Source organism: Pseudomonas imperatae, assembly GCF_057128625.1.
Genome location: NZ_JBSKHP010000001.1, coordinates 64259 through 82865, shown reverse-complemented (window position 1 = coordinate 82865; position 18607 = coordinate 64259). Strand labels below are relative to the sequence as shown.

The window sequence follows — 18607 nt, the reverse complement described above, 5'->3', positions numbered from 1 at the left end:
GGCCTTAAAAGCTCGCTGGCAAGCCAGCTCCCACAAGAAAGAAGTGCGCGAATGGCCGGGAAGGTTCAGGCGAGGTTGAGCAGGTCGGTGCAGGTGGGGGCGTGCCAGTCGGCCAGTTCGGGCCAGGGGTTGTCGGGCAGGTTGACCAGTACGGTGTGGGTGCCCGCTGCGCGGCCGCAGTCGAGGTCGAAGCGGTAGTCGCCGACCATCACCATCTGCGCCGGCGCCACGCCCCAGGCCCGGGCCAGCTTGAACAGGCCGTCGGGGTTGGGCTTGGGCAGCGCGTCGTCACGGCCCAGCACGTCTGCAACGGCAAAACAGTCGGCGATGCCGATGGCTTCCAGGGTGATGTGCGCCAGCTCCCGCGCGTTGCGCGTCAGGATGCCCAGGGTATGCCCGCGTGCTGCCAGGCTGCGCACCAGCGCAACCGCGCCATCGGCGGCGCGGGAGGCCACCGCCAGCTCGCGCTCGTGTTCCAGCAGCCAGGCGTGCTTGGCCGCCGCCACCTCGGCCGGCAAGGCGGCCAGGTGGGTGAGGATGTCGTCCTCGGGCGGAATCTCCAGGGCCACGCGAATGGCCGCGAAGTCATGCACCGCCACGGTCAGGGTGCCGTCCATGTCGAACACCCAGTGGCGGATATCCCGCAGGCTCATGCCCAGTCCTTGCGCTGGCGGATCAGGCCTTCCTGGGCCGCGGACGCCACCAACTGGCCGGCGCGGTTGTACACGCTGCCACGGCAGAAACCGCGGGCGTTGGCGGCCCAGGGGCTGTCCATGGCGTACAGCAGCCAGTCATCGGCGCGAAGGTCGCCGTGGAACCAGAGGGCGTGGTCGAGGCTGGCCAGTTGCATGTCCTTGTGCCACACCGACTTGCCGTGGGGCAGCAGCGAGGTGGTCAGCAGGCCGAAGTCCGAGGCGTAGGCCATGATGTATTTGTGCAGCGCCGGGATGTCCGGCAGGGTGCCGTCGGCGCGGAACCACACGTACTTCACCGGGTCGCCAGGCACCGGGTTGTAGGGATCGCGCTCGGTCACCGGGCGCACTTCGATGGGCTTGGGGCACAGCAGCTTGTCGCGGATGTGCTCGGGCAGCAGGTGCGCGTTCTTCTGCGTCAGCTCAAGCTCGGTGGGCAGGTTTTCCGGGCCCATCACGTTGGGCATCGAGGCCTGGTGCTCGTAGCCTTCCTCGTCGTACTGGAAGGAGGCGCTGCAGGTGAAGATCTGCTGGCCCTTCTGCACCGCGGTCACCCGGCGGGTGCTGAAGCTGCCGCCGTCGCGCACCTTGTCGACCATGTACACCACCGGCAGCTGGGCGTCGCCCGGGCGCAGGAAATAGCCATGCAGCGAGTGCACGTGGCGGGCGTCTTCCACGGTCTGGCTGGCCGCCGACAGCGACTGGCCCAGTACCTGGCCGCCGAACAGCTGGCGGAAACCCAGGTCCTGGCTGCGCCCGCGAAACAGGTTTTCCTCGATGGGTTCCAGGGTCAACAGGTCGACCAGGTCGTCCAACACATGGCTCATACGAACTCTCCAAAAAACGCTGACAGTGCCCGTGAAACGAGCCAACCGGGGAAATGATACAGGCTTTACAGGGGCAAACCCCACCGTCGCGACGTTGGTCTAGCCGTGCAGGGTGTGGCGCCACTCGTCGCGGTCGATGCGGTACAGCAGGTGGCGCTGCAGCTCATGGCCGGCAGGCAGGCGCGGGTGATCGAAATCGCCCCTGGGGTCGCGCTGCATGCCGATGGCCTGCATCACCTTCTCCGAGGGCAGGTTGCACTGGGCGGTGAACGACACCACTTCCTCCAGGCCCAGCTGCCCGAACGCCACGCGCAGGCTGGTCCAGGCCGCCTCGCTGGCGAACCCCAGGCCCCAGTGGCGGCGCGCCAGGCGCCAGCCGATTTCCACCGCCGGGGTGAACGGTGCCTCGAAGTTGACGTGGCTGAGGCCGGTGAAGCCGATGAAGGCACCGGTGTCCTTGCGCTCCAGCGCCCACAGGCCGAAGCCGTACTCATTGAAATGGCCGCGCACGCGGCCAATCAGGGCGGCGCTTTCCAGGCGTGTGAGCAAGGCCGGGAAGTAGCGCATCACCTGCGGGTCGGCCGACATGGCGGCGAACTCCGGCAGGTCCTCGTCGCGCCACTGGCGCAGCACCAGGCGCGCGCTTTCCAGCTGCAAAATCGGCTTCATCGGTGCATTCCCCCGTGCAGTCCTTGAAGTTTATCGTGAGCGTGGCAAGAATCGGACATCCATCTGCCGCGAATTGCTCATGCCGCTGCCACTGATTTATCACGACGACTACAGCCCGCCCTTCCCGCCCGAACACCGGTTCCCCATGGACAAGTTCCGCCTGCTGCGTGACCACCTGGTGACCAGCGGCCTGGTGCAGGACGCGGACTTGCTGCGCCCGGAATTGTGCCCCAACGACGTGCTGGCGCTGGCCCATGACCGCGACTACATCGAGCGCTTCATGAGCGGCGAGCTGGCCCGCGAAGACCAGCGCCGCCTGGGCCTGCCCTGGAGCGAGGCCCTTGCGCGGCGCACCGTGCGCGCCGTGGGCGGCTCGCTGCTGGCCGCCGAGCAGGCGTTGCAGCACGGCCTGGCCTGCCACCTGGCCGGCGGCACCCACCATGCTCATTATGACCACCCTGCCGGGTTCTGCATTTTCAACGACCTGGCCATCATCAGCCACGCCCTGCTGGGCAGCGGCCGGGTGAGCCGGGTGCTGATCTTCGACTGCGACGTGCACCAGGGCGACGGCACCGCGCGAATTCTCGCCGACACCCCGGACGCCATCACTGTTTCCCTGCACTGCGAGAAGAACTTTCCCGCACGCAAGGCTGACAGCGACTGGGACATTCCGCTGCCCATGGGCATGGGCGACGCCGATTACCTGGCAGTGGTGCACGACACGCTCAATTACCTGCTGCCGCTGTACCAGCCCGACCTGGTGCTGTACGACGCCGGCGTGGACGTGCACAAGGACGACGCCCTGGGCTACCTGCAACTGACCGACGCCGGGGTGTCGGCCCGCGACGAGGCGGTGCTGCGGCACTGCCTGGGCCGCGACATTCCAGTCATGGGCGTGATCGGCGGCGGCTACAGCAAGGACCGCCAGGCCCTGGCCCGCCGCCACGGCCTGCTGCACCACAGCGCCCAGCGAGTATGGACGGACCTGGGGCTGTAACTTACCCACATCGGCTGTGGAGCCGCCTGTGGATAACCTGCGGGCAAGCTCTGCGACGCCAGTATCCACGCGGCCTGCAGCCCGCTGTACGTTTTTTATCCACCGGTGATGAGCTACAATGGTCGGCTTATTTCGCACCCGATGGCCGCCCATGTCTCACTCCCTACCCGCCCCTGTCCACCACGTCGCCATCATCGGTGGCGGCCCTGCCGGGTTGATGGCAGCGGAAGTCCTGAGCCAGGCCGGCGTGCGCGTCGAGGTGTTCGACGCCATGCCGTCGGTGGGGCGCAAGTTCCTGCTGGCCGGCGTGGGTGGCATGAACATCACCCATTCCGAACCCTATGCGGCCTTTGTCGGCCGCTACGCCGAACGCCGCGACGAAGTGGCCGCGCTGCTGCAAGGCTTCAACGCCGAGCACCTGTGCCAATGGATTCATGGCCTGGGCATCGAGACCTTCGTCGGCACCTCTGGCCGCGTATTCCCCACCGACATGAAGGCCGCGCCGTTGCTGCGCGCCTGGCTCAAGCGCCTGCGCGAGCAGGGCGTGGTTATCCACACCCGGCACCGCTGGCACGGCTGGCGCGCGGACGGCAGCCTGTGCATAACCCATCCTGAGGGTGAATTGACCCTGCGCCCCGACGCCACGCTGCTGGCGCTGGGGGGCGCCAGTTGGGCGCGACTGGGGTCGGATGGCGCCTGGCTGCCGTGGTTGCAGGCCCGGGGCGTTGCGACCGCGCCGTTGCAGGCGGCGAACTGCGGCTTTGAGGTGACGGGCTGGAGTAAGCTGCTGCGCGAGAAATTCGCCGGTGCGCCGCTGAAGAACGTCGCGATGTACCTGGCCGGGGAAACGCCACGCCTGGGCGAGGCCATCGTTACCGCCGGCGGTATCGAGGGCAGCCTGGTGTACGCGCTGTCGGCGCAGGTGCGCGAGCAGATCAACGCCAATGGCCAGGCGACGCTGTACCTCGACCTGCTGCCGAACAAGGCTGTGGATAAAGTGGCTGCCGCCCTGGCCCGGCCGCGCGGCTCACGTTCCATGGCCAAGCATTTGCACAGCGTGCTTGGCCTGGATGGCGTGAAGGCGGCCCTGCTGCGCGAGCTGACCGACAAGGCCACCTTTGATGTCCCGCAGGCGTTGGCCCGGGCGATCAAGGCGCTGCCGATCGTGCTGGTGCGGCCACGGCCGTTGGATGAAGCCATCAGCACCGCCGGTGGCGTGCGGTTCGAAGCGCTGGACGCGGGGTTGATGCTGCAGGCGCTGCCTGGGGTGTTCTGCGCGGGGGAAATGCTCGACTGGGAAGCGCCGACCGGCGGTTACCTGCTGACCGCGTGCTTCGCCAGCGGCCGCCGCGCCGCCGAGGGCGCCCTTACCTGGCTGAACACCCCACATACCCCGTAGCAGCGGCCGCCAGGCCGCGTCCAGGAGCAACGCGGGATGGCCACGGGACGCAGCCTTCGGCAGCTGCTACGCAGAGAGGCCGAAGGCGCTGCGATAGGTCAGGGCTTGCGCTTGCGCGGGCCGGTGTTGAACGCGGGCACCTTGCGCACCGGTTTGGCCGCCGGGGCGACGTTTTCGGTGGGGGTGTCGCCGCTGTCCAGCCATTTGCCCAGGGTGCGCTTGCCGCCGGTGACCTTCGGTTTCTTTGGCTTTTTCGGTTTCTTCAGCACTTCGCCGCTGGCGTTGGTTTCCGGCACCCGGTGATCAGGCTCGAAACCCTGCTCTTCGGTGCGCTTGAGGGTCTGGCGGGTCAGCACTTCGATGGCCGACAGCAGCTGCACTTCGTCGGCGCACACCAGCGAGATCGCCTCGCCCGTCAGGCCGGCACGGCCGGTGCGGCCGATGCGGTGCACGTAGTCTTCGGCGACGATGGGCAGGTCGAAGTTGACCACGGTAGGCAGGTCATCGATGTCCAGGCCGCGGGCAGCCACGTCGGTGGCCACCAGAATCTGCACTTCATTGGCCTTGAAGCGGTCCAGGGCGCGCTGGCGCGTTGCCTGGGGCTTGTCGCCGTGGATGCCGTCGGCATTGATACCCAGGCCCTGCAGGCGTTCCACCAACGCGTCGACACCGTTGCGGGTCTTGGCGAACACCAGGGTCTGCTTCCACTTCAGGCGCTTGAGCAGGTGGATGAACAGCTCGGGCTTGCGCTTCTTGTCCACGGTCACCACCCACTGCTTCACGGAAGCGGCGGCGACGTTGCGCGGGCTGACTTCGATGCTCAGCGGGTTGTTGAGCATCTGCCCGGCGAGCAGGCGGATGGCGTCGGAGAAGGTGGCGGAGAACAGCAGGGTCTGGCGCTTTTTCGGCAGGGCGGCGTAGATGTCACGCAGCTCTTCGGCGAACCCCAGGTCGAGCATGCGGTCGGCCTCGTCCAGCACCAGGGTTTCCAGCTGGCTGAACTTGACCGCGTTCTGGCGGTACAGGTCGAGCAGGCGGCCCGGGGTGGCCACCAGCAGGTCGACGCCCTTGCGCAGTTTCATCATCTGCGGGTTGATGCTGACGCCGCCGTACACCGCGTAGGTGCTCAGCGGCAGGTGCTGGCCGTATTCCTGGATGTTGGCGTGCACCTGCTCGGCCAGCTCGCGGGTCGGCACCAGCACCAGCGCGCGCACCGAGTTGCTGGCCACTTTCGGGCCTTCCATGGTCAGGCGCTGCAGCATCGGCAGGGCGAAGCCGGCGGTCTTGCCGGTGCCGGTCTGGGCCGCGGCCATCAGGTCGCGGCCGGCCAGCACGGCCGGAATGGCCTGGGCCTGTACTGGCGTCGGGGTCTGGTAGCCGAGGGTTTCCAGGGCGCGCAGCAGGGGTTCGATCAGGCCAAGGGTGGCGAATGTCATCAGGGGTACCGTAAGGTCAAGTTCTGCAATGGTGCGCAGTTTACCTTGTCGGCGCCTGTTGCGGTTCGCCGGCGTTCAACCGCGCTGCTTGCGCAGGGCCTCGCCGATCTTAGCCGCGGGGATCTTCTGCAAGGTGCAGAACAGGTCGTGGCCGACGTTGCTCAGGCCGTGGGTGCTGCGAAGCTCGCCGGCCAGGTGCTGGATCAGGTTGGCGGCCATCTCGGCGTCGGCCATGGCCCGGTGGGCGGTGCCGGTGTTCGGCAGGCCGGCCCACTGGGTCAGGGTGCCGAGCTTGTGGTTCGGCGCCGCCGGCATCAGGCGGCGGGCCAGCAGCATCGAGCAGGCGAAGCGCTGGCGGCGCTCGCGGCGCAGCAGGCCCAGTTCGAAGTCCCAGAACCGTTGGTCGAATGAGGCGTTGTGCGCCAACAGCGGCGTGTCACCGACGAAATCCGCCACCTCGTTCATCACCTGGGCCACTGGCGGCGCGCTGCGCACCATGGCGGTGGTGATGCCGGTCAGGCTGGCGACGAAGCCCGGCACCGCGACGCCGGCGTTCATCAGGCTCTGGTAACGGTCCACGATCTGCCCGCCCTCGAGCATTACCACGGCGATTTCGGTGGCGCGGCAGTAGGCGTTCGGCGAGATGCCGGTGGTTTCAAAGTCGATGACGGCAATACGTTCCAAAAACAACTCCAGGGGTTCAGTTCTTGAGCAGCAACGCGCCTTCGATGGGCACGTAGCGGCTGGCAGCGCGGATCAGTGAATTGGCGGTGAGCCCCGGCACGCCGTAGGCCACGGCGGTGACGCCGTGCTTGCTGATGATGCGTTCGAGCAGCAGGTCGAAGTCGCCGTCGCCGGAGGCCAGCACCACTTCGTCGACGCGGTCGGCGGCGTCCATGATATCGATGGTGATGCCCACGTCCCAGTCGCCCTTGGCCGAACCATCGCTGCGCTGGATGTACGGCTTGAGTTTTACCGTGAAGCCCAGGTTGCGCAGGATCTGCTGGAACTGCTGCTGTTTGCTGTCACCACGGTCGATGGCATAGGCGTAGGCCTCGACGATCTGCCCGCCCTTGCTGATGTCAGCCCACAGGGCGGCATAGTTGAAGTGGCAACCATACGCCTGACGAACGGTGTAGTAGAGGTTTTGTACATCGGCGAACACCGCGATTCTTTTCACCGCACATCCTCGTGGCGCCAAAGCGCTCGACCTTGATCAGGCCGTCAGTATGCCAGTTGCAACGCGGGTGCTGGGAATTGTCTGGCGAAACGGCCCGCCAGGGGGTGGCGGGCCGCCTGCCGAGGGGGTCAGACGAAGGTGTCGTCGTCGTCGAAGAAGCTGCCGCCGCTGTCGTCGTTGAAGTCGGAGTCAGCGAAGCCGCCGCCGTTGTCGCCGCCCCACGAATCGTTGTTGGCGAAGCGCTCGGACTCGTTGCCCCAGCCGCCCTGGTCCTGCATCGGCACTGGCTCTTGCAGCACTTCGACGATTTCCTGGGGCTGGTTGTTCTGGTGGAACAGGCTGCTGATGCCTTCGGCCAGCATCACGCCACCGGCCACGCCGGCTGCGGTCTGCAGGGCGCCACGCATGAAGCCGCCAGCGGCTGGAGCCGCCTGTTGTGGCGGCGGTGGCGGCGCGTACTGCGGCTGTTGCGGCGGTTGCTGGTACTGCTGGTTGCCAGGTTCGCGCCAGCCGCCGGAGGACTGCGGGGCCGGGGCGGATTCACGGGAACCGCCACCGAAAATGCTCGACAGGAAACCGCCGCTCTGTTGCGGCTGTTGCTGGGCGGCAGCGGCCTGGGCCTGGGCTTGCGCCAGGTCGGCCTGCAGTTTCTTCACCTGCTCGTCCATGCGCTTGAGGGCCGCTTCCTGTACCAGGATGGCCTGGGCCATGTAATAAGGTACTGCCGGTTGCGCGGCCACATGTTCCTTGATCCGCTCGAACGCCTGGGCGTCGCGTGGGGCTGCTCCCGTTTCGGCTTGCTTGAGCCGGGTAAACAGACCATCGATCAGGGTTTGCTCTTCGCTGTTCATGGCGACCTCGTTAGATTGCCGGTAAAAATTCGGCCCGGCCCGGTATGGGCGGCCTGCGTACAAAATGGGGCACGTGCATGACGGTTTCAATGGTAGCGCCCCATGAAACTTCCTTCAGGCAGCGACACGCCAGCGCGGTTGGAGCCACCTGGCGCATGGGCTAAAGTGTCGGCCTGCTTTGACTACTGCGATACCGACTGATGAACCCCTTGAGCGTACTGCGCGATTCCCTGTATTTCTTCCGCCGCAACCTGCTGGCCATTGCCCAGCTGTGCCTGCCACTGGTGGTGCTGGAAGCCCTGGCCACCCAGATGGTGCAGCACACGGTGGGCGAAGACGCCTCTCCCATGTATGACATCATCGTGGGCCTGCTGTTCTACCCGCTGTACACCGGCGCGCTGATTCTGTTCCTCGACGCCCGCAGCAAGGGCCTGCAGCCGCTCAAGCGAAACCTGCTGGCCGTAACCCTGCGCCTGTGGCCATTCTTCGCCGTGCTGGCGGCGAGCAGCACCGTGCTGATCATGCTCGGCCTGTCGCTGTTCGTGCTGCCGGGCGTCTACGTCATGATCCGGCTGGTGTTCGCCGAATACTTGCTGGTGTTGCGCGGCCTGACGCCCATGGCGGCCATGCGCGACAGCTTCCAGCTGACCCAGGGGCATTTCGTGCGCATTTTGATCTGCGTGTTCGGCGCGCTGATACCGTTATGGGCCATCGACCTGGTCAGCAATTCGGTGTGGCCCGAGCCCAGCAACTGGCAGGCGCTGCTGCTGGATAGCGTCAACGGCTTCCTGCAACTGTTCACCAGCGTGGTGCTGTACCGCCTGTTCATGCTGCGCGTGGGCGACACGACCCAGCCCTGAGGCTTGGGCGCGGCGCCTGGCTCGGTTATGCTCCGGTGATACCGCGAAGCCAAAGCCGAGCCCATGACCCGACTCCTGCGCAACACCCTGCTGGTACTGGTGGCCCTGGCGCTGCTGCTGGGCATCCTGGCCTACACCCTGACCTGGCACCCGCCCCAGCGCGAGAAGCTCGCCAACATGTGCCGCGGGCCGGCGCCGCAACTGGTGCCGGGCCAGGCCGTGAAGGTGATGACCTGGAACGTGCAGCACCTGGCGGGCAAGCAGTACGTGTTCTGGAACGACCTGCCCGATGGCAGCGGCCCGGACGACCGCGCCACCGCCGAGGACCTGGCCTACAACCTCGATGAGGTGGCACGGGTGATTCGCGATGAACAGCCCGACCTGGTGCTGCTGCAGGAGCTGGACGACGGCGCCAAGGCCAGCGACTACCAGGACCAGCTGACCCTGCTGCGCGCACGCATCGTCGACCTGTACCCGTGCAGCGTCGAGGCCTTCGACTGGAAGGCCGACTTCATCCCCAACCCGCATATCCTCGGCAGCGTCGGGCGCAAGCTGGCGACCCTGAGCCGCTTCCAGATCGTGCAGGCCGAGCGCCAGCAACTGCCCCAGGCCGAAGGCCATTGGCTGACCGTGCCCTTTACCCCGCGCCGCGCGCTGCTGACCAGCTACCTGCCGATCCAGGACGGCGGCCAGCTGGCGGTGCTCAACACCAACCTGGATGGCCCTGTACCGGGCGAGGATACCCAGGGGCGACAGATGCAGGCCATTCTCAAGCGCATCGACCGCATGGAAAGCCACGGCACGCCGTGGCTGCTGGGCGGCGACTTCAACGCCCTGCCCCTGGGCCAGGCGTTGCGCCTGCCGCTCGCGCAGCGCAATGCGTATCCGGCAGACAGCCCCCTGCATCTGCTGTGGGACCGCTATCCGATGATCCCGGCCAACACCGAAGCCAGCGGCGAGGACCGCAGCGACTGGTTCACCCACTACCCCAACGACCCGGCGATACCGGCGCCCGACCGCACCCTGGACTACCTGTTCCACAGCCCCAAGCTCAAGCGCATCGAGGCGCGGGTGCGGCAGGATGACACCGAGGAGATCTCGGATCACCTGCCGCTGACGGCGCGCCTGTTGCTGCCGCCACCAGCCCCCTGACGATCGACACCCGTGTGGGAGCTGGCTTGCCAGCGAGCTTTTATGGCCTCAACAACTCGCTGGCAAGCCAGCTCCCACAAGGGGTTATTTGCGCGGTTTGATGCGGGCGGTGGCTTCGGCGATCAGCGGGTCGTCCGGCCAGTAGTGCTTGGGGTAGCGGCCCTTGAGGTCTTTCTTCACCTCGGCGTAGGTGCTGCGCCAGAAGTTGGCCAGGTCCTGGGTCACCTGCACCGGCCGCCGCGCCGGCGACAACAGGTGCAACAGCACCTGCTGGCGGCCGTTGGCGATGCGCGGGGTTTCGGCCAGGCCGAACAGTTCCTGCAGGCGCACCGCCAGGATCGGCGGCACTTTGCTGTAGTCCAGCCGCACGTTGCTGCCCGACGGCACGGTCAGATGCTGCGGCGCCAGCTCGTCCAGGCGCTGGGGCAGCGGCCACGGCAAGGCGTTGCGCAGGATCGAGGACAGGTCCAGGTTGCCGAAGTGGCTCAGGCGCGTGACCTTGCCCAGGTAGGGTTCCAGCCAGGCTTCGAGGGTGGCCAGCAACGCCACGTCGCTGACGTCCGGCCATTCGCTGCTGCCGCTGCCGGCCAGGTCCAGCTGGCGCAGCAGGTTCACCCGCGCCTGCCACTGGCGCAGCTCCGGGGTCCACGGCAACAGCTCCAGGCCCTTGCGCCGCACCAGGCCCACCAGCGCCCTGGCCCGCGCGGCGTCGTCCAGGCCCGGCAACGGCTCGCGGCTGAGCACCAGCTCACCGACCTTGCGCTGGCGCTCGGCGCGCAGCACACCCTCGCGCTCGTCCCACTCCAGCTGGTCGACCTGGCGCACCTGCTCGGCGAGCACGCCGTCGAGCAGCCCGGCGTCGAAGTCGGTGGCCAGGTAGATGCGCTCTTCGCGCTGGCCCTGGCGGCTGCCCAGGTCGGCGATGACAATCCACTCGTGCTTCATCAGCGCATCCGGCTCGCCGAACTGCGCGGCGCGGCCGTTGGCCAGGCGGTATTCGCCACCACCGGCACGTCGTTGTTGCGCCACGCGGTCGGGATAGGCCAGCGCCAACAGCGCGCCCAGCCAGCGCGGGTGATCGGGATCGGCCACAGGCGCGCTGGCGTTGCCGCGCAGGTAGCCACGGTATTGCCGTGCCAGCTGGCGCACTCGCTGCACCCCGCCCTGGCTGCCGCGCGCGCCGCGCTGCTCGCCGGACACCAGGCCCAGGCGGCTGTGCAGGTCGGCGCCGGCGCCACGCAGGATGTCGCGCTCGCCCAGCAGCGCCGCCACATCGCACGCCAAGCCAGCCAAGCCCAAGGCCTGCCCACGCAGCAGCAGATGGGCGATGCGCGGGTGGGCCGGCAGTTGCGCCATGGCCTCGCCGTGTCTGGTCAGCGCCGTGGCGCCCGGTTCGGCCAGCGCCCCCAGGCGCACCAGCAGGTCCAGCGCCTGGCCGTAGGCCGCCGCCGGTGGCAGGTCGAGCCAGCTCAGCTGCTCCGGGGTCACGCCCCAGCGGCTCAGTTGCAGCGCTAGCCCGGCCAGGTCGGCCTGGAGGATCTCGGCCGCGCCATAGGCCGCCAGTTGTTCATGCTGGGCCTCGGACCACAGCCGGTAGCACACGCCCGGCTCCAGGCGCCCGGCCCGGCCGGCGCGCTGGGTGGCGCTGGCGCGGGAGATGCGCTGGGTGTCCAGGCGGGTCATGCCGCTGCCAGGGTCGAAGCGCGGCACCCGCGCCAGGCCGGCATCCACCACCACGCGCACGCCGTTGATGGTCAGGCTGGTCTCGGCGATGTTGGTGGCCAGCACCACCTTGCGCTTGCCCGCCGGCGCCGGGTCGATAGCCGCGCGCTGGGCGTTGAGGTCCAACTCGCCGTGCAAGGGGCACAGCAACACGTTGCCGTCTTCACCCAGGGCGTCGGCCAGCTGCTGGTGCACGCGACGGATCTCGGCCTGGCCGGGCAGGAACACCAGCAGGCTGCCGCTCTCGTCGTTGAGCGCTTCCAGCACGGTGTTGACCACCCGCGGCTCGATGAACTCGCCCGGCTGGAACGGCCGCCCCCAGCGCATGGCCACCGGGAACATGCGCCCTTCGCTGCGCACCACCGGCGCATCGTCGAGCATGGCCGCCAGGCGCTCGCCTTCCAGGGTTGCCGACATCAGCAAAATCTTCAGCGGCGGCTCGTCGCGCAGCAGCGCGCGGCCGTTGAGGCTCAGGGCCAGGGCCAGGTCGGCGTCGAGGCTGCGTTCATGAAATTCGTCGAAGATCACCAGGCCAACGCCTTCCAGCGCTGGATCCTCCTGCAGGCGGCGGGTGAGAATGCCCTCGGTCACCACCTCGATGCGCGTGTTGGGCCCCACCCGGCTGTCCAGGCGAATGCGGTAGCCCACGGTCTCCCCGACCTTCTCGCCCAGCTCGCTGGCCAGCCGCTCGGCCGCAGCACGTGCGGCCAGGCGCCGGGGTTCGAGCATGAGGATGGTCTGCCCGGCCAGCCATGGCTCGCCCAGCAACGCCAGCGGCACGCGGGTGGTTTTACCGGCGCCGGGCGGGGCTTCGAGGACAGCTTCGTGGCGCGCCGCAAGCGCCTGGCGCAGGTCGGGCAGAACGGCATCAATCGGCAATGAAATCATGGTGGCTCCCAGGCAAGCCGGCAAGTATAACGGCGAACTAGAGCCTTATAATCATGGTCTTAGTATCAGCACCCCTGTAGGGTTGCATTCACCATTTCGGAGATTCCCATGCGTATTCCTTCGCGTTTGATTGGCGGTGTGCTGGTGGGCGCCCTGCTCACCCAGGTTACGGCCTGCGGCAGCCTGTTCTACCCTGAGCGTCGCGGCCAGATCGAAGGCCGCATCGACCCGGTCATTGCCGTGGCCGACGCCGTCGGGCTGCTGTTCTACATTATCCCGGGCCTGATCGCGTTCGGTGTCGACTTCGCCACCGGCGCCATCTACTTCCCCCATGGCAAGACCGCCCAGGTAGCGCCGGAAAAACTGCACGAGGCGGTAAGCGCCGACGGCAAGGTGGACCGCGCGAAACTGGAGGCTATCCTGCAGAACGAACTGGGCCGCACCCTGCCCCTGAACGACCCGCGCCTGATCGAAAGCCGTGGCAGCGCGGAACAACTGGCCATGTACGGCCTCAAGCCCGCCGCTTAAGCACAGGCCGCCATGACCACATCCGCTCACCACATCAAGCTGCTGCGCCTGGCCACACGTGCTTCCCTGGCCACGGCGGCCATCCTGATCGTCGCCAAGGCCATCGCCTGGTGGTTGAGCGGTTCGGTCAGCCTGCTGGCCGGCCTCACCGACTCGGTGCTGGACGGCGCCACCTCGTTCCTCAACCTGCTGGCGGTGCACTATGCGCTGCGCCCGGCCGATGAAGACCACCGCTATGGCCACGGCAAGGCCGAGGCCATGGCGGGCATGGCCCAGGCGTTGTTCATCGGTTTCAGTGCGGTGCTCATCGCCTACCAGGCGGTGGAACGGCTGCAGAACCCGCAGCCGCTGGGGCAGGCCGGCATCGGCATCGCCGTGATGGTGCTGTCGTTGGTACTGACCGCAGGGCTGCTGGCCATCCAGTACAAGGTCATTCGCGAAACCGGCTCCACGGCCATTCGCGCAGACTCGCTGCACTACCGCTCGGACATGATGCTCAACGGCAGCATCTTGGTGGCCTTGCTGCTGGCGCAGTTCGGCTTCGGGCAGATGGACGCTTTCTTCGGCCTGGGTATTTCCCTGTACATCCTCTGGAGCGCCTACCAGATCGCCCGCGAAAGCGTGGCCATCCTCATGGACGAGGAACTGCCCACCGACGTCAGCGCGCAGATGCTGGCGCTGGCCTGCGCGGTGCCCGGCGTGCTGGGTGCCCACGACCTGCGCACGCGGGTGTCGGGCAACCACTGGTTCGTGCAATTGCACCTTGAGCTGCCCGGCACCTTGAGCCTGACTGCCGCCCACGCCCTGTGCGAGCAGGCGGAAGCGGCGATCATGGCGCAGTACCCCAAGGCCGAAGTGCTGGTGCACGCCGACCCGGAGGAAGTGGTGCAGGCCGGCAAGGCCCACACCCCTCAGTTCACCCTGTAGCCCCGGGTGCTCAGGCAGGACGCCATGGCATTGCGGTAGCTGTAGACCACCGCCGGGTCAGGCTGGTAGGTGGCGTTGGCGGGGTCGAAACCGGTCTGCTGCACGGCGGTGCGATAGCACTCGTACTTGTCCTGCTGGATCTGTTCCGGGCTCTGGCCGTAGGCCGGGTACACCGCCACGTCATAAGGGTCGGCGGCGGGCTGGGGCTGCGGCTCTGGCTCAGGCGGCGGTTGGATCTGTTCCTGGGCCACCGGCGGGTTCACCACCACGTAGTCCTGGCTGTCGTCCGCCCACTGGTAATAGCTGCCGGCGGCCATGAAGAACAGCGCGCCACCAATCCAGACTTCGCTGGCGTAGTCGGGCAGGTAGCGGGTACGGATGCCGTAGGGCGGCCGTACGACCACGTAGCGCGGGCCATCCGGGCGGTACCAGTAGCCATTGGAGAAGAAGTAGTCACCGCCGCGGTACGGCACGCGGTAGGACTGCCCTGGGAAGCGATCGACATACTGCCCCGGCCGGTACTGCGGGCCCGAGCCCCAGCCGTTGCCGTAGCCACCCGGGCGGCCCGGCCAGCGGTGGTCGTCGTGGCGGTCGCGGTTGGGCATGTCGGCGTAGTTGCCACGGATAGGCGGCTGGGTCTGGCGCACTTCATCCGGATGCGGGCGAATCGACGGCTGCTCGACCTGCTGCTGGCGCGGCTCCTGGTGGAACTGGTATTGGCCGCTCTGCTGCGGCGCACGTTGCTGTTCCTGGTGGAACTGCGTGGGCGTGTCCTGCTGCTGATGGAACTGCGGCTGCGCGTTCTGCGGCCGGGCATTGCCGGGCTGCTCGCGGTTGAAGTTCTGTTGATGAAACTGGTACTGGCCGCTTTGTTGCGGGGCACGCTGTTGCTGTTGCGGCGGTTGTTGTGGCTGCTGTTGTGGATGGTTCTGTTGCTGGCCCCCCCCGTGCTGCTGCCCTTGCGGGCCGTGCTGCTCCTGCTGCGAGTTAGGCCCTTCGGCCAGGGTTGGAGCGCTGACGCTCACACAGAGCAGACCAACACCTGCCATGTGCCAGATGCGCGACTTCATGCTTTTCCTCACGGGGGGATGGTTGGGGCGTATAGATAAGACTGGAAAAACCGCCTTCGGTTCTTCAAGTTTATCAGCCTGTATGCGAAGGGTATCGGCGGGGACATGTTTTTCATGCGCGGCGTTTTTCGCGCACAAATAAAGAAGGGAGGCCCGTCGGCCTCCCTTGAGTGTCTTCTGTCCTGCTCGACGCTTGTGGCGCCGGCTCACCTCACGCCGCCTTCTGGGCAGTGTGCAACCCGGGGGCCAGCACAGCCCCTGTGGGGGTGGTGGCCGCAACCTGCCTGCTTGGGTCTGGTTGCAGTGGACTCGTGTCCGGGTAGTGATTCTGGGTAAAAGAATACGGCGAACGCGGCGGCAGAGGATTGCTAAGATTGCTGACGAAAACATCACTTGCGCAATTTTTGCCTTCAGATGGATAATTTGCAGCAATATTAAAGATCAAGGGCAGATCCATGAGCAAGCTGGACCGATATGACCTGAGCATTCTGGCTGAATTGCAGCGCGATGCTCGTATTTCCAACCAGGAACTGGCCGAGCGTATCGGCCTGTCGCCCTCGCCGTGCTCGCGCCGGGTCAAGCAGTTGGAGGACGACGGCTACATCACCCGCCAGGTCGCCCTGCTGGACCGCAAGATGCTGGGCCTGAGCCTCACCGCCTACGTGCACATCGGCATGGACCGCCACACCCCCGAGCGTTTCGAGAACTTCGAGGCCGCGGTGCGCGCCCTGCCCCAGGTGCTGGAATGCAGCCTGGTGACCGGGATGGAAGCCGACTACCAGTTGAAGGTGGTGGTGCCGGACATGGACCACTACCAGAAACTGCTGCTGGGCCACCTGACCCGTATCGACGGTGTCACCAGCGTGCGTTCCAGCTTTGTGCTGAACCAGGTACTGGCCAGCACCGAGCTGCCCCTCACCCACCTGCGCACCTGACGGAGGCTGCCCATGGACCCGGCGGTATTCGAAGAATGGATGATGACGATACTGGTGACCGTGCTGATCGGGTTCATGGGGTTTATCGTCTGGGACCTGGCGAAGAAGTCCAAGGCCGGACGGTTTGGCACCCTTATCCTGTTTGCGGTGTTGGGCCTGGGGATCCTCGCGTTCGTGATCAAGAGCGTGGTGATTGCGGTGATTGAGGCCCATTGATCGCGGCGCGCCGGGACGCGGCCGGTGGCCGCTGCTACGGGCGGGGAGCCGGGACTTCGCGGTATTTGCCTTGCTCCAGGCCATCCAGTGCCCAGTCGCCGATGCGCACGCGCACCAGGCGCAAGGTGGGCAGGCCCACGGCGGCGGTCATGCGCCGTACCTGGCGGTTGCGACCTTCCTTGATGATCAGTTCCAGCCAGTGGGTGGGCACGCTCTTGCGGAAGCGCACCGGTGGGTCGCGTGGCCACAGGTCTGGCTCTTCCAACAGGCGGGCCTGGGCCGGCAGGGTCATGCCATCGTTGAGTTCGACGCCCTGGCGCAGGCGCTGCAAGTGCTCTTCGGTGGGTTCGCCTTCCACTTGAACCCAATAAGTTTTCGCCAGCTTGTGCCTGGGGTCGGCGATGCGCGCCTGCAACTGGCCGTCGTTGGTCAGCAGCAGCAAACCTTCGCTGTCACGGTCCAGGCGCCCGGCCGGGTAGATGCCGGGGATGTCGATGAAATCCTTGAGCGTCGCGCGGCCTTCGCCGTCGCTGAACTGGGTCAGCACGTCGAACGGCTTGTTGAACAGGATCAACCGCGGCTCGGCCGGCGGCGCCTTGGCCACGCGCCGTGGCTGCCCGGGTTTGGCAAAGGGTTTGGCGCCCGGGCGGCGGGCGTTGGTGCGGGGTGGCAAAGGCATGGGGGCAAGGTTTCAAGGCAGCTGGGCCGACTATGCTAGTGGGCCCGGCGCCTTTGGGCAAACCTCAGCGGAACGGCGGCTCGTCGAAGCTGCGCAGTTTGCGCGAGTGCAGCGAGGTCAGCTCGGTGCGCAGCAGGTCCAGGGCGGCGATGCCGATCTTCAGGTGCTGGCTGACCGCGCGGTTGTAGAACGCGTTGGCCGAGCCCGGCAGCTTGATTTCACTGTGCAGCGGCTTGTCGGACACGCACAGCAAGGTGCCGTACGGCACGCGCAGGCGGTAACCCTGGGCGGCGATGGTGCCGCTTTCCATGTCCACGGCCACGGCGCGCGACAGGTTGATCAGCGGCCGTTCCTGGGCCCAGCGCAGCTCCCAGTTGCGGTCGTCGTAGGTCAGCACGGTGCCGGTGCGCAGGCGTTTTTTCAGCTCGTCGCCACGCTCGCCGGTGATCTGCGCGGCCGCTTCCTGCAAGGCCATCTGCACCTCGGCCAGGGCCGGGATCGGGATGTTCGGCGGCAGCACGCGGTCGAGGATGCCGTCCTGGCGCATGTAGGCGTGGGCCAGCACGTAGTCGCCGATGGTCTGCGACTGCCGCAGGCCGCCGCAGTGGCCGATCATCAGCCAGCAGTGGGGGCGCAGCACGGCCAGGTGGTCGGTGATGTTCTTGGCGTTGGAAGGGCCCACGCCGATGTTGACCAGGGTCACGCCGTCGCCATCGGCAGCAATCAGGTGGTACGCCGGCATCTGGTAGCGGTGCCACACCACGCTGTCCACCAGGGCCTGGGCCTGCTCGCTGGCCATGCCCTTCTCGATCACCACGTTGCCAGGCATGACCATGCGCACGAAGCGCGGGTCGCTCTGCAATTGCTCCAGGCCATGGCTGACGAACTGGTCGACGTAGCGGTGGTAGTTGGTCAGCAGGATCCACGGCTGTACGTGGCGCCAGTCGCTGCCGGTGTAGTGGATCAGGCGGCGCAGGGAGAAGTCGACGCGGGCGGCGTCGAACAGCGCCAGCGGCATCGGGTCGGCAGTGGCCCAGTCGTACAGGCCGTCGGCCACGCCATCGGTGGCAGCGGACAGGTCGGTGCTGGGGAACACGCGGGCCAGGGCGGCGGCGGTGACACCGCTGCCGGCCAGCTCATCGCCCTGCTCGACCACGTAGGGGTACGGGATGTTCTGCTCGCTGACGCCCACTTCGACAGTGACGGAGAAGTCGCGCATCAGCGGCTTGAGCTGGTCCAGCAGGTAGGTGCGGAACGCGGCCGGCTGGGTGACGGTGACCGAATAGGTGCCCGGCGACTGTACCTTGGCGTAGGCGCGGGTGATGGGCGGGACTTCGCCGCTGTAGGTGTAGGTGACGCGCAGTTCCGGGTAGTGGAACAGCGCGCGCTGGGCCGCGTCGGGTTCGCTGCGGTCCTTGAGGTATTGCTTGAGCGCCTGGCTCAGGGCCTTGGTACCCCGCTCGTGCAGTTCAGCCAGACGATCGACGGCTTGTTCGGCGGTTTCGACAACAACAAAGGCTTCGGCAGTTCGAGTCACGGTGCGCTTCCTGTCTGATCTTGCAGACCTCCATCTTGCCTG

19 protein-coding genes are annotated in these 18607 nt (G+C 67.0%); 8 read left to right on the top strand and 11 right to left on the bottom strand.

Annotated elements, in window-relative coordinates:
* Nucleotides 1-65: 65 nt before the first annotated feature.
* The 3 genes from ACWKWX_RS00385 to ACWKWX_RS00375 all read right to left on the bottom strand — a co-directional run bounded on the left by ACWKWX_RS00385 (nucleotide 66) and on the right by ACWKWX_RS00375 (nucleotide 2188).
* The gene (locus ACWKWX_RS00385; protein ID WP_483826782.1) at nucleotides 66-653 is read right to left on the bottom strand and encodes an HAD family hydrolase; all 588 of its coding nucleotides are present in this window, start codon (nucleotides 651-653) and stop codon (nucleotides 66-68) included.
* Nucleotides 650-1519: an acyl-CoA thioesterase II gene (tesB, locus tag ACWKWX_RS00380; protein ID WP_483826781.1), complete on the bottom strand. Its 870-nt coding sequence runs from the start codon at nucleotides 1517-1519 to the stop codon at nucleotides 650-652. The genes ACWKWX_RS00385 and tesB overlap by 4 nt, the downstream gene beginning before the upstream one ends.
* Before the next feature lie 99 nt (nucleotides 1520-1618).
* Nucleotides 1619-2188: a GNAT family N-acetyltransferase gene (locus ACWKWX_RS00375; RefSeq protein ID WP_473004565.1), complete on the bottom strand. Its 570-nt coding sequence runs from the start codon at nucleotides 2186-2188 to the stop codon at nucleotides 1619-1621.
* A 79-nt stretch (nucleotides 2189-2267) separates the two neighbouring features.
* On the opposite strand from ACWKWX_RS00375, the gene ACWKWX_RS00370 reads away from it, so the two are divergent.
* Entirely contained in the window at nucleotides 2268-3185 is a 918-nt protein-coding gene (locus ACWKWX_RS00370; RefSeq protein WP_416427029.1) for a histone deacetylase family protein, read from the top strand.
* Nucleotides 3186-3336: 151 nt separating this feature from the next.
* Nucleotides 3337-4584, top strand: coding sequence for a TIGR03862 family flavoprotein (locus tag ACWKWX_RS00365; protein WP_483826780.1), 1248 nt, complete (start codon nucleotides 3337-3339; stop codon nucleotides 4582-4584).
* Between the two features lie 98 nt (nucleotides 4585-4682).
* Here ACWKWX_RS00365 and rhlE1 read toward each other — a convergent pair whose 3' ends face one another.
* The 4 genes from rhlE1 to ACWKWX_RS00345 all read right to left on the bottom strand — a co-directional run bounded on the left by rhlE1 (nucleotide 4683) and on the right by ACWKWX_RS00345 (nucleotide 8051).
* Nucleotides 4683-6020, bottom strand: a complete 1338-nt coding sequence (gene rhlE1 / locus ACWKWX_RS00360) for an RNA helicase RhlE1 (protein ID WP_476298781.1) — start codon at nucleotides 6018-6020, stop codon at nucleotides 4683-4685.
* A gap of 75 nt (nucleotides 6021-6095) precedes the next feature.
* On the bottom strand, nucleotides 6096-6704 hold the full coding sequence (locus ACWKWX_RS00355; RefSeq protein ID WP_416427032.1) for a 3'-5' exonuclease: 609 nt from the start codon (nucleotides 6702-6704) through the stop codon (nucleotides 6096-6098).
* A gap of 16 nt (nucleotides 6705-6720) precedes the next feature.
* Entirely contained in the window at nucleotides 6721-7200 is a 480-nt protein-coding gene (locus tag ACWKWX_RS00350) for a LabA-like NYN domain-containing protein (RefSeq protein WP_416427033.1), read from the bottom strand.
* Between the two features lie 128 nt (nucleotides 7201-7328).
* Nucleotides 7329-8051: a DUF2076 domain-containing protein gene (locus ACWKWX_RS00345; protein WP_483826779.1), complete on the bottom strand. Its 723-nt coding sequence runs from the start codon at nucleotides 8049-8051 to the stop codon at nucleotides 7329-7331.
* Between the two features lie 200 nt (nucleotides 8052-8251).
* On the opposite strand from ACWKWX_RS00345, the gene ACWKWX_RS00340 reads away from it, so the two are divergent.
* Nucleotides 8252-8911 carry a YciC family protein gene (locus tag ACWKWX_RS00340; protein ID WP_473004569.1) on the top strand — a complete coding sequence of 220 codons (660 nt, stop codon included), beginning with the start codon at nucleotides 8252-8254 and terminating at the stop codon, nucleotides 8909-8911.
* Between the two features lie 63 nt (nucleotides 8912-8974).
* Nucleotides 8975-10063 carry an endonuclease/exonuclease/phosphatase family protein gene (locus tag ACWKWX_RS00335; protein WP_483826778.1) on the top strand — a complete coding sequence of 363 codons (1089 nt, stop codon included), beginning with the start codon at nucleotides 8975-8977 and terminating at the stop codon, nucleotides 10061-10063.
* A gap of 84 nt (nucleotides 10064-10147) precedes the next feature.
* Here the strand turns inward: ACWKWX_RS00335 and hrpB are convergent, their stop codons facing one another.
* Nucleotides 10148-12673, bottom strand: coding sequence for an ATP-dependent helicase HrpB (gene hrpB / locus ACWKWX_RS00330; RefSeq protein ID WP_483826777.1), 2526 nt, complete (start codon nucleotides 12671-12673; stop codon nucleotides 10148-10150).
* Between the two features lie 108 nt (nucleotides 12674-12781).
* On the opposite strand from hrpB, the gene ACWKWX_RS00325 reads away from it, so the two are divergent.
* Together ACWKWX_RS00325 and ACWKWX_RS00320 are read left to right on the top strand one after the other, a co-directional pair.
* Nucleotides 12782-13201 carry a polyribonucleotide nucleotidyltransferase gene (locus ACWKWX_RS00325; RefSeq protein WP_416427038.1) on the top strand — a complete coding sequence of 140 codons (420 nt, stop codon included), beginning with the start codon at nucleotides 12782-12784 and terminating at the stop codon, nucleotides 13199-13201.
* A gap of 12 nt (nucleotides 13202-13213) precedes the next feature.
* Nucleotides 13214-14128 (top strand): cation diffusion facilitator family transporter, encoded by a 915-nt coding sequence (locus tag ACWKWX_RS00320; protein ID WP_416427039.1) that lies wholly within the window; start codon nucleotides 13214-13216, stop codon nucleotides 14126-14128.
* Here ACWKWX_RS00320 and ACWKWX_RS00315 read toward each other — a convergent pair.
* On the bottom strand, nucleotides 14113-15198 hold the full coding sequence (locus tag ACWKWX_RS00315) for a DUF6515 family protein (protein WP_483826776.1): 1086 nt from the start codon (nucleotides 15196-15198) through the stop codon (nucleotides 14113-14115). The two genes, ACWKWX_RS00320 and ACWKWX_RS00315, sit on opposite strands and share 16 nt — an antisense overlap.
* A 455-nt stretch (nucleotides 15199-15653) precedes the next feature.
* Here ACWKWX_RS00315 and ACWKWX_RS00310 point away from each other — a divergent pair, with 455 nt between their 5' ends.
* Nucleotides 15654-16133, top strand: a complete 480-nt coding sequence (locus tag ACWKWX_RS00310) for an Lrp/AsnC family transcriptional regulator (protein WP_416427041.1) — start codon at nucleotides 15654-15656, stop codon at nucleotides 16131-16133.
* A gap of 12 nt (nucleotides 16134-16145) precedes the next feature.
* Nucleotides 16146-16349: a DUF2788 domain-containing protein gene (locus ACWKWX_RS00305; protein WP_416427042.1), complete on the top strand. Its 204-nt coding sequence runs from the start codon at nucleotides 16146-16148 to the stop codon at nucleotides 16347-16349.
* A gap of 34 nt (nucleotides 16350-16383) precedes the next feature.
* Here the strand turns inward: ACWKWX_RS00305 and ACWKWX_RS00300 are convergent, their stop codons facing one another.
* Both ACWKWX_RS00300 and amn read right to left on the bottom strand, forming a co-directional pair.
* Nucleotides 16384-16953 carry a pseudouridine synthase gene (locus ACWKWX_RS00300; RefSeq protein WP_416427473.1) on the bottom strand — a complete coding sequence of 190 codons (570 nt, stop codon included), beginning with the start codon at nucleotides 16951-16953 and terminating at the stop codon, nucleotides 16384-16386.
* A gap of 139 nt (nucleotides 16954-17092) precedes the next feature.
* Nucleotides 17093-18565, bottom strand: coding sequence for an AMP nucleosidase (amn, locus tag ACWKWX_RS00295; protein WP_416427043.1), 1473 nt, complete (start codon nucleotides 18563-18565; stop codon nucleotides 17093-17095).
* Nucleotides 18566-18607 lie beyond the last annotated feature (42 nt).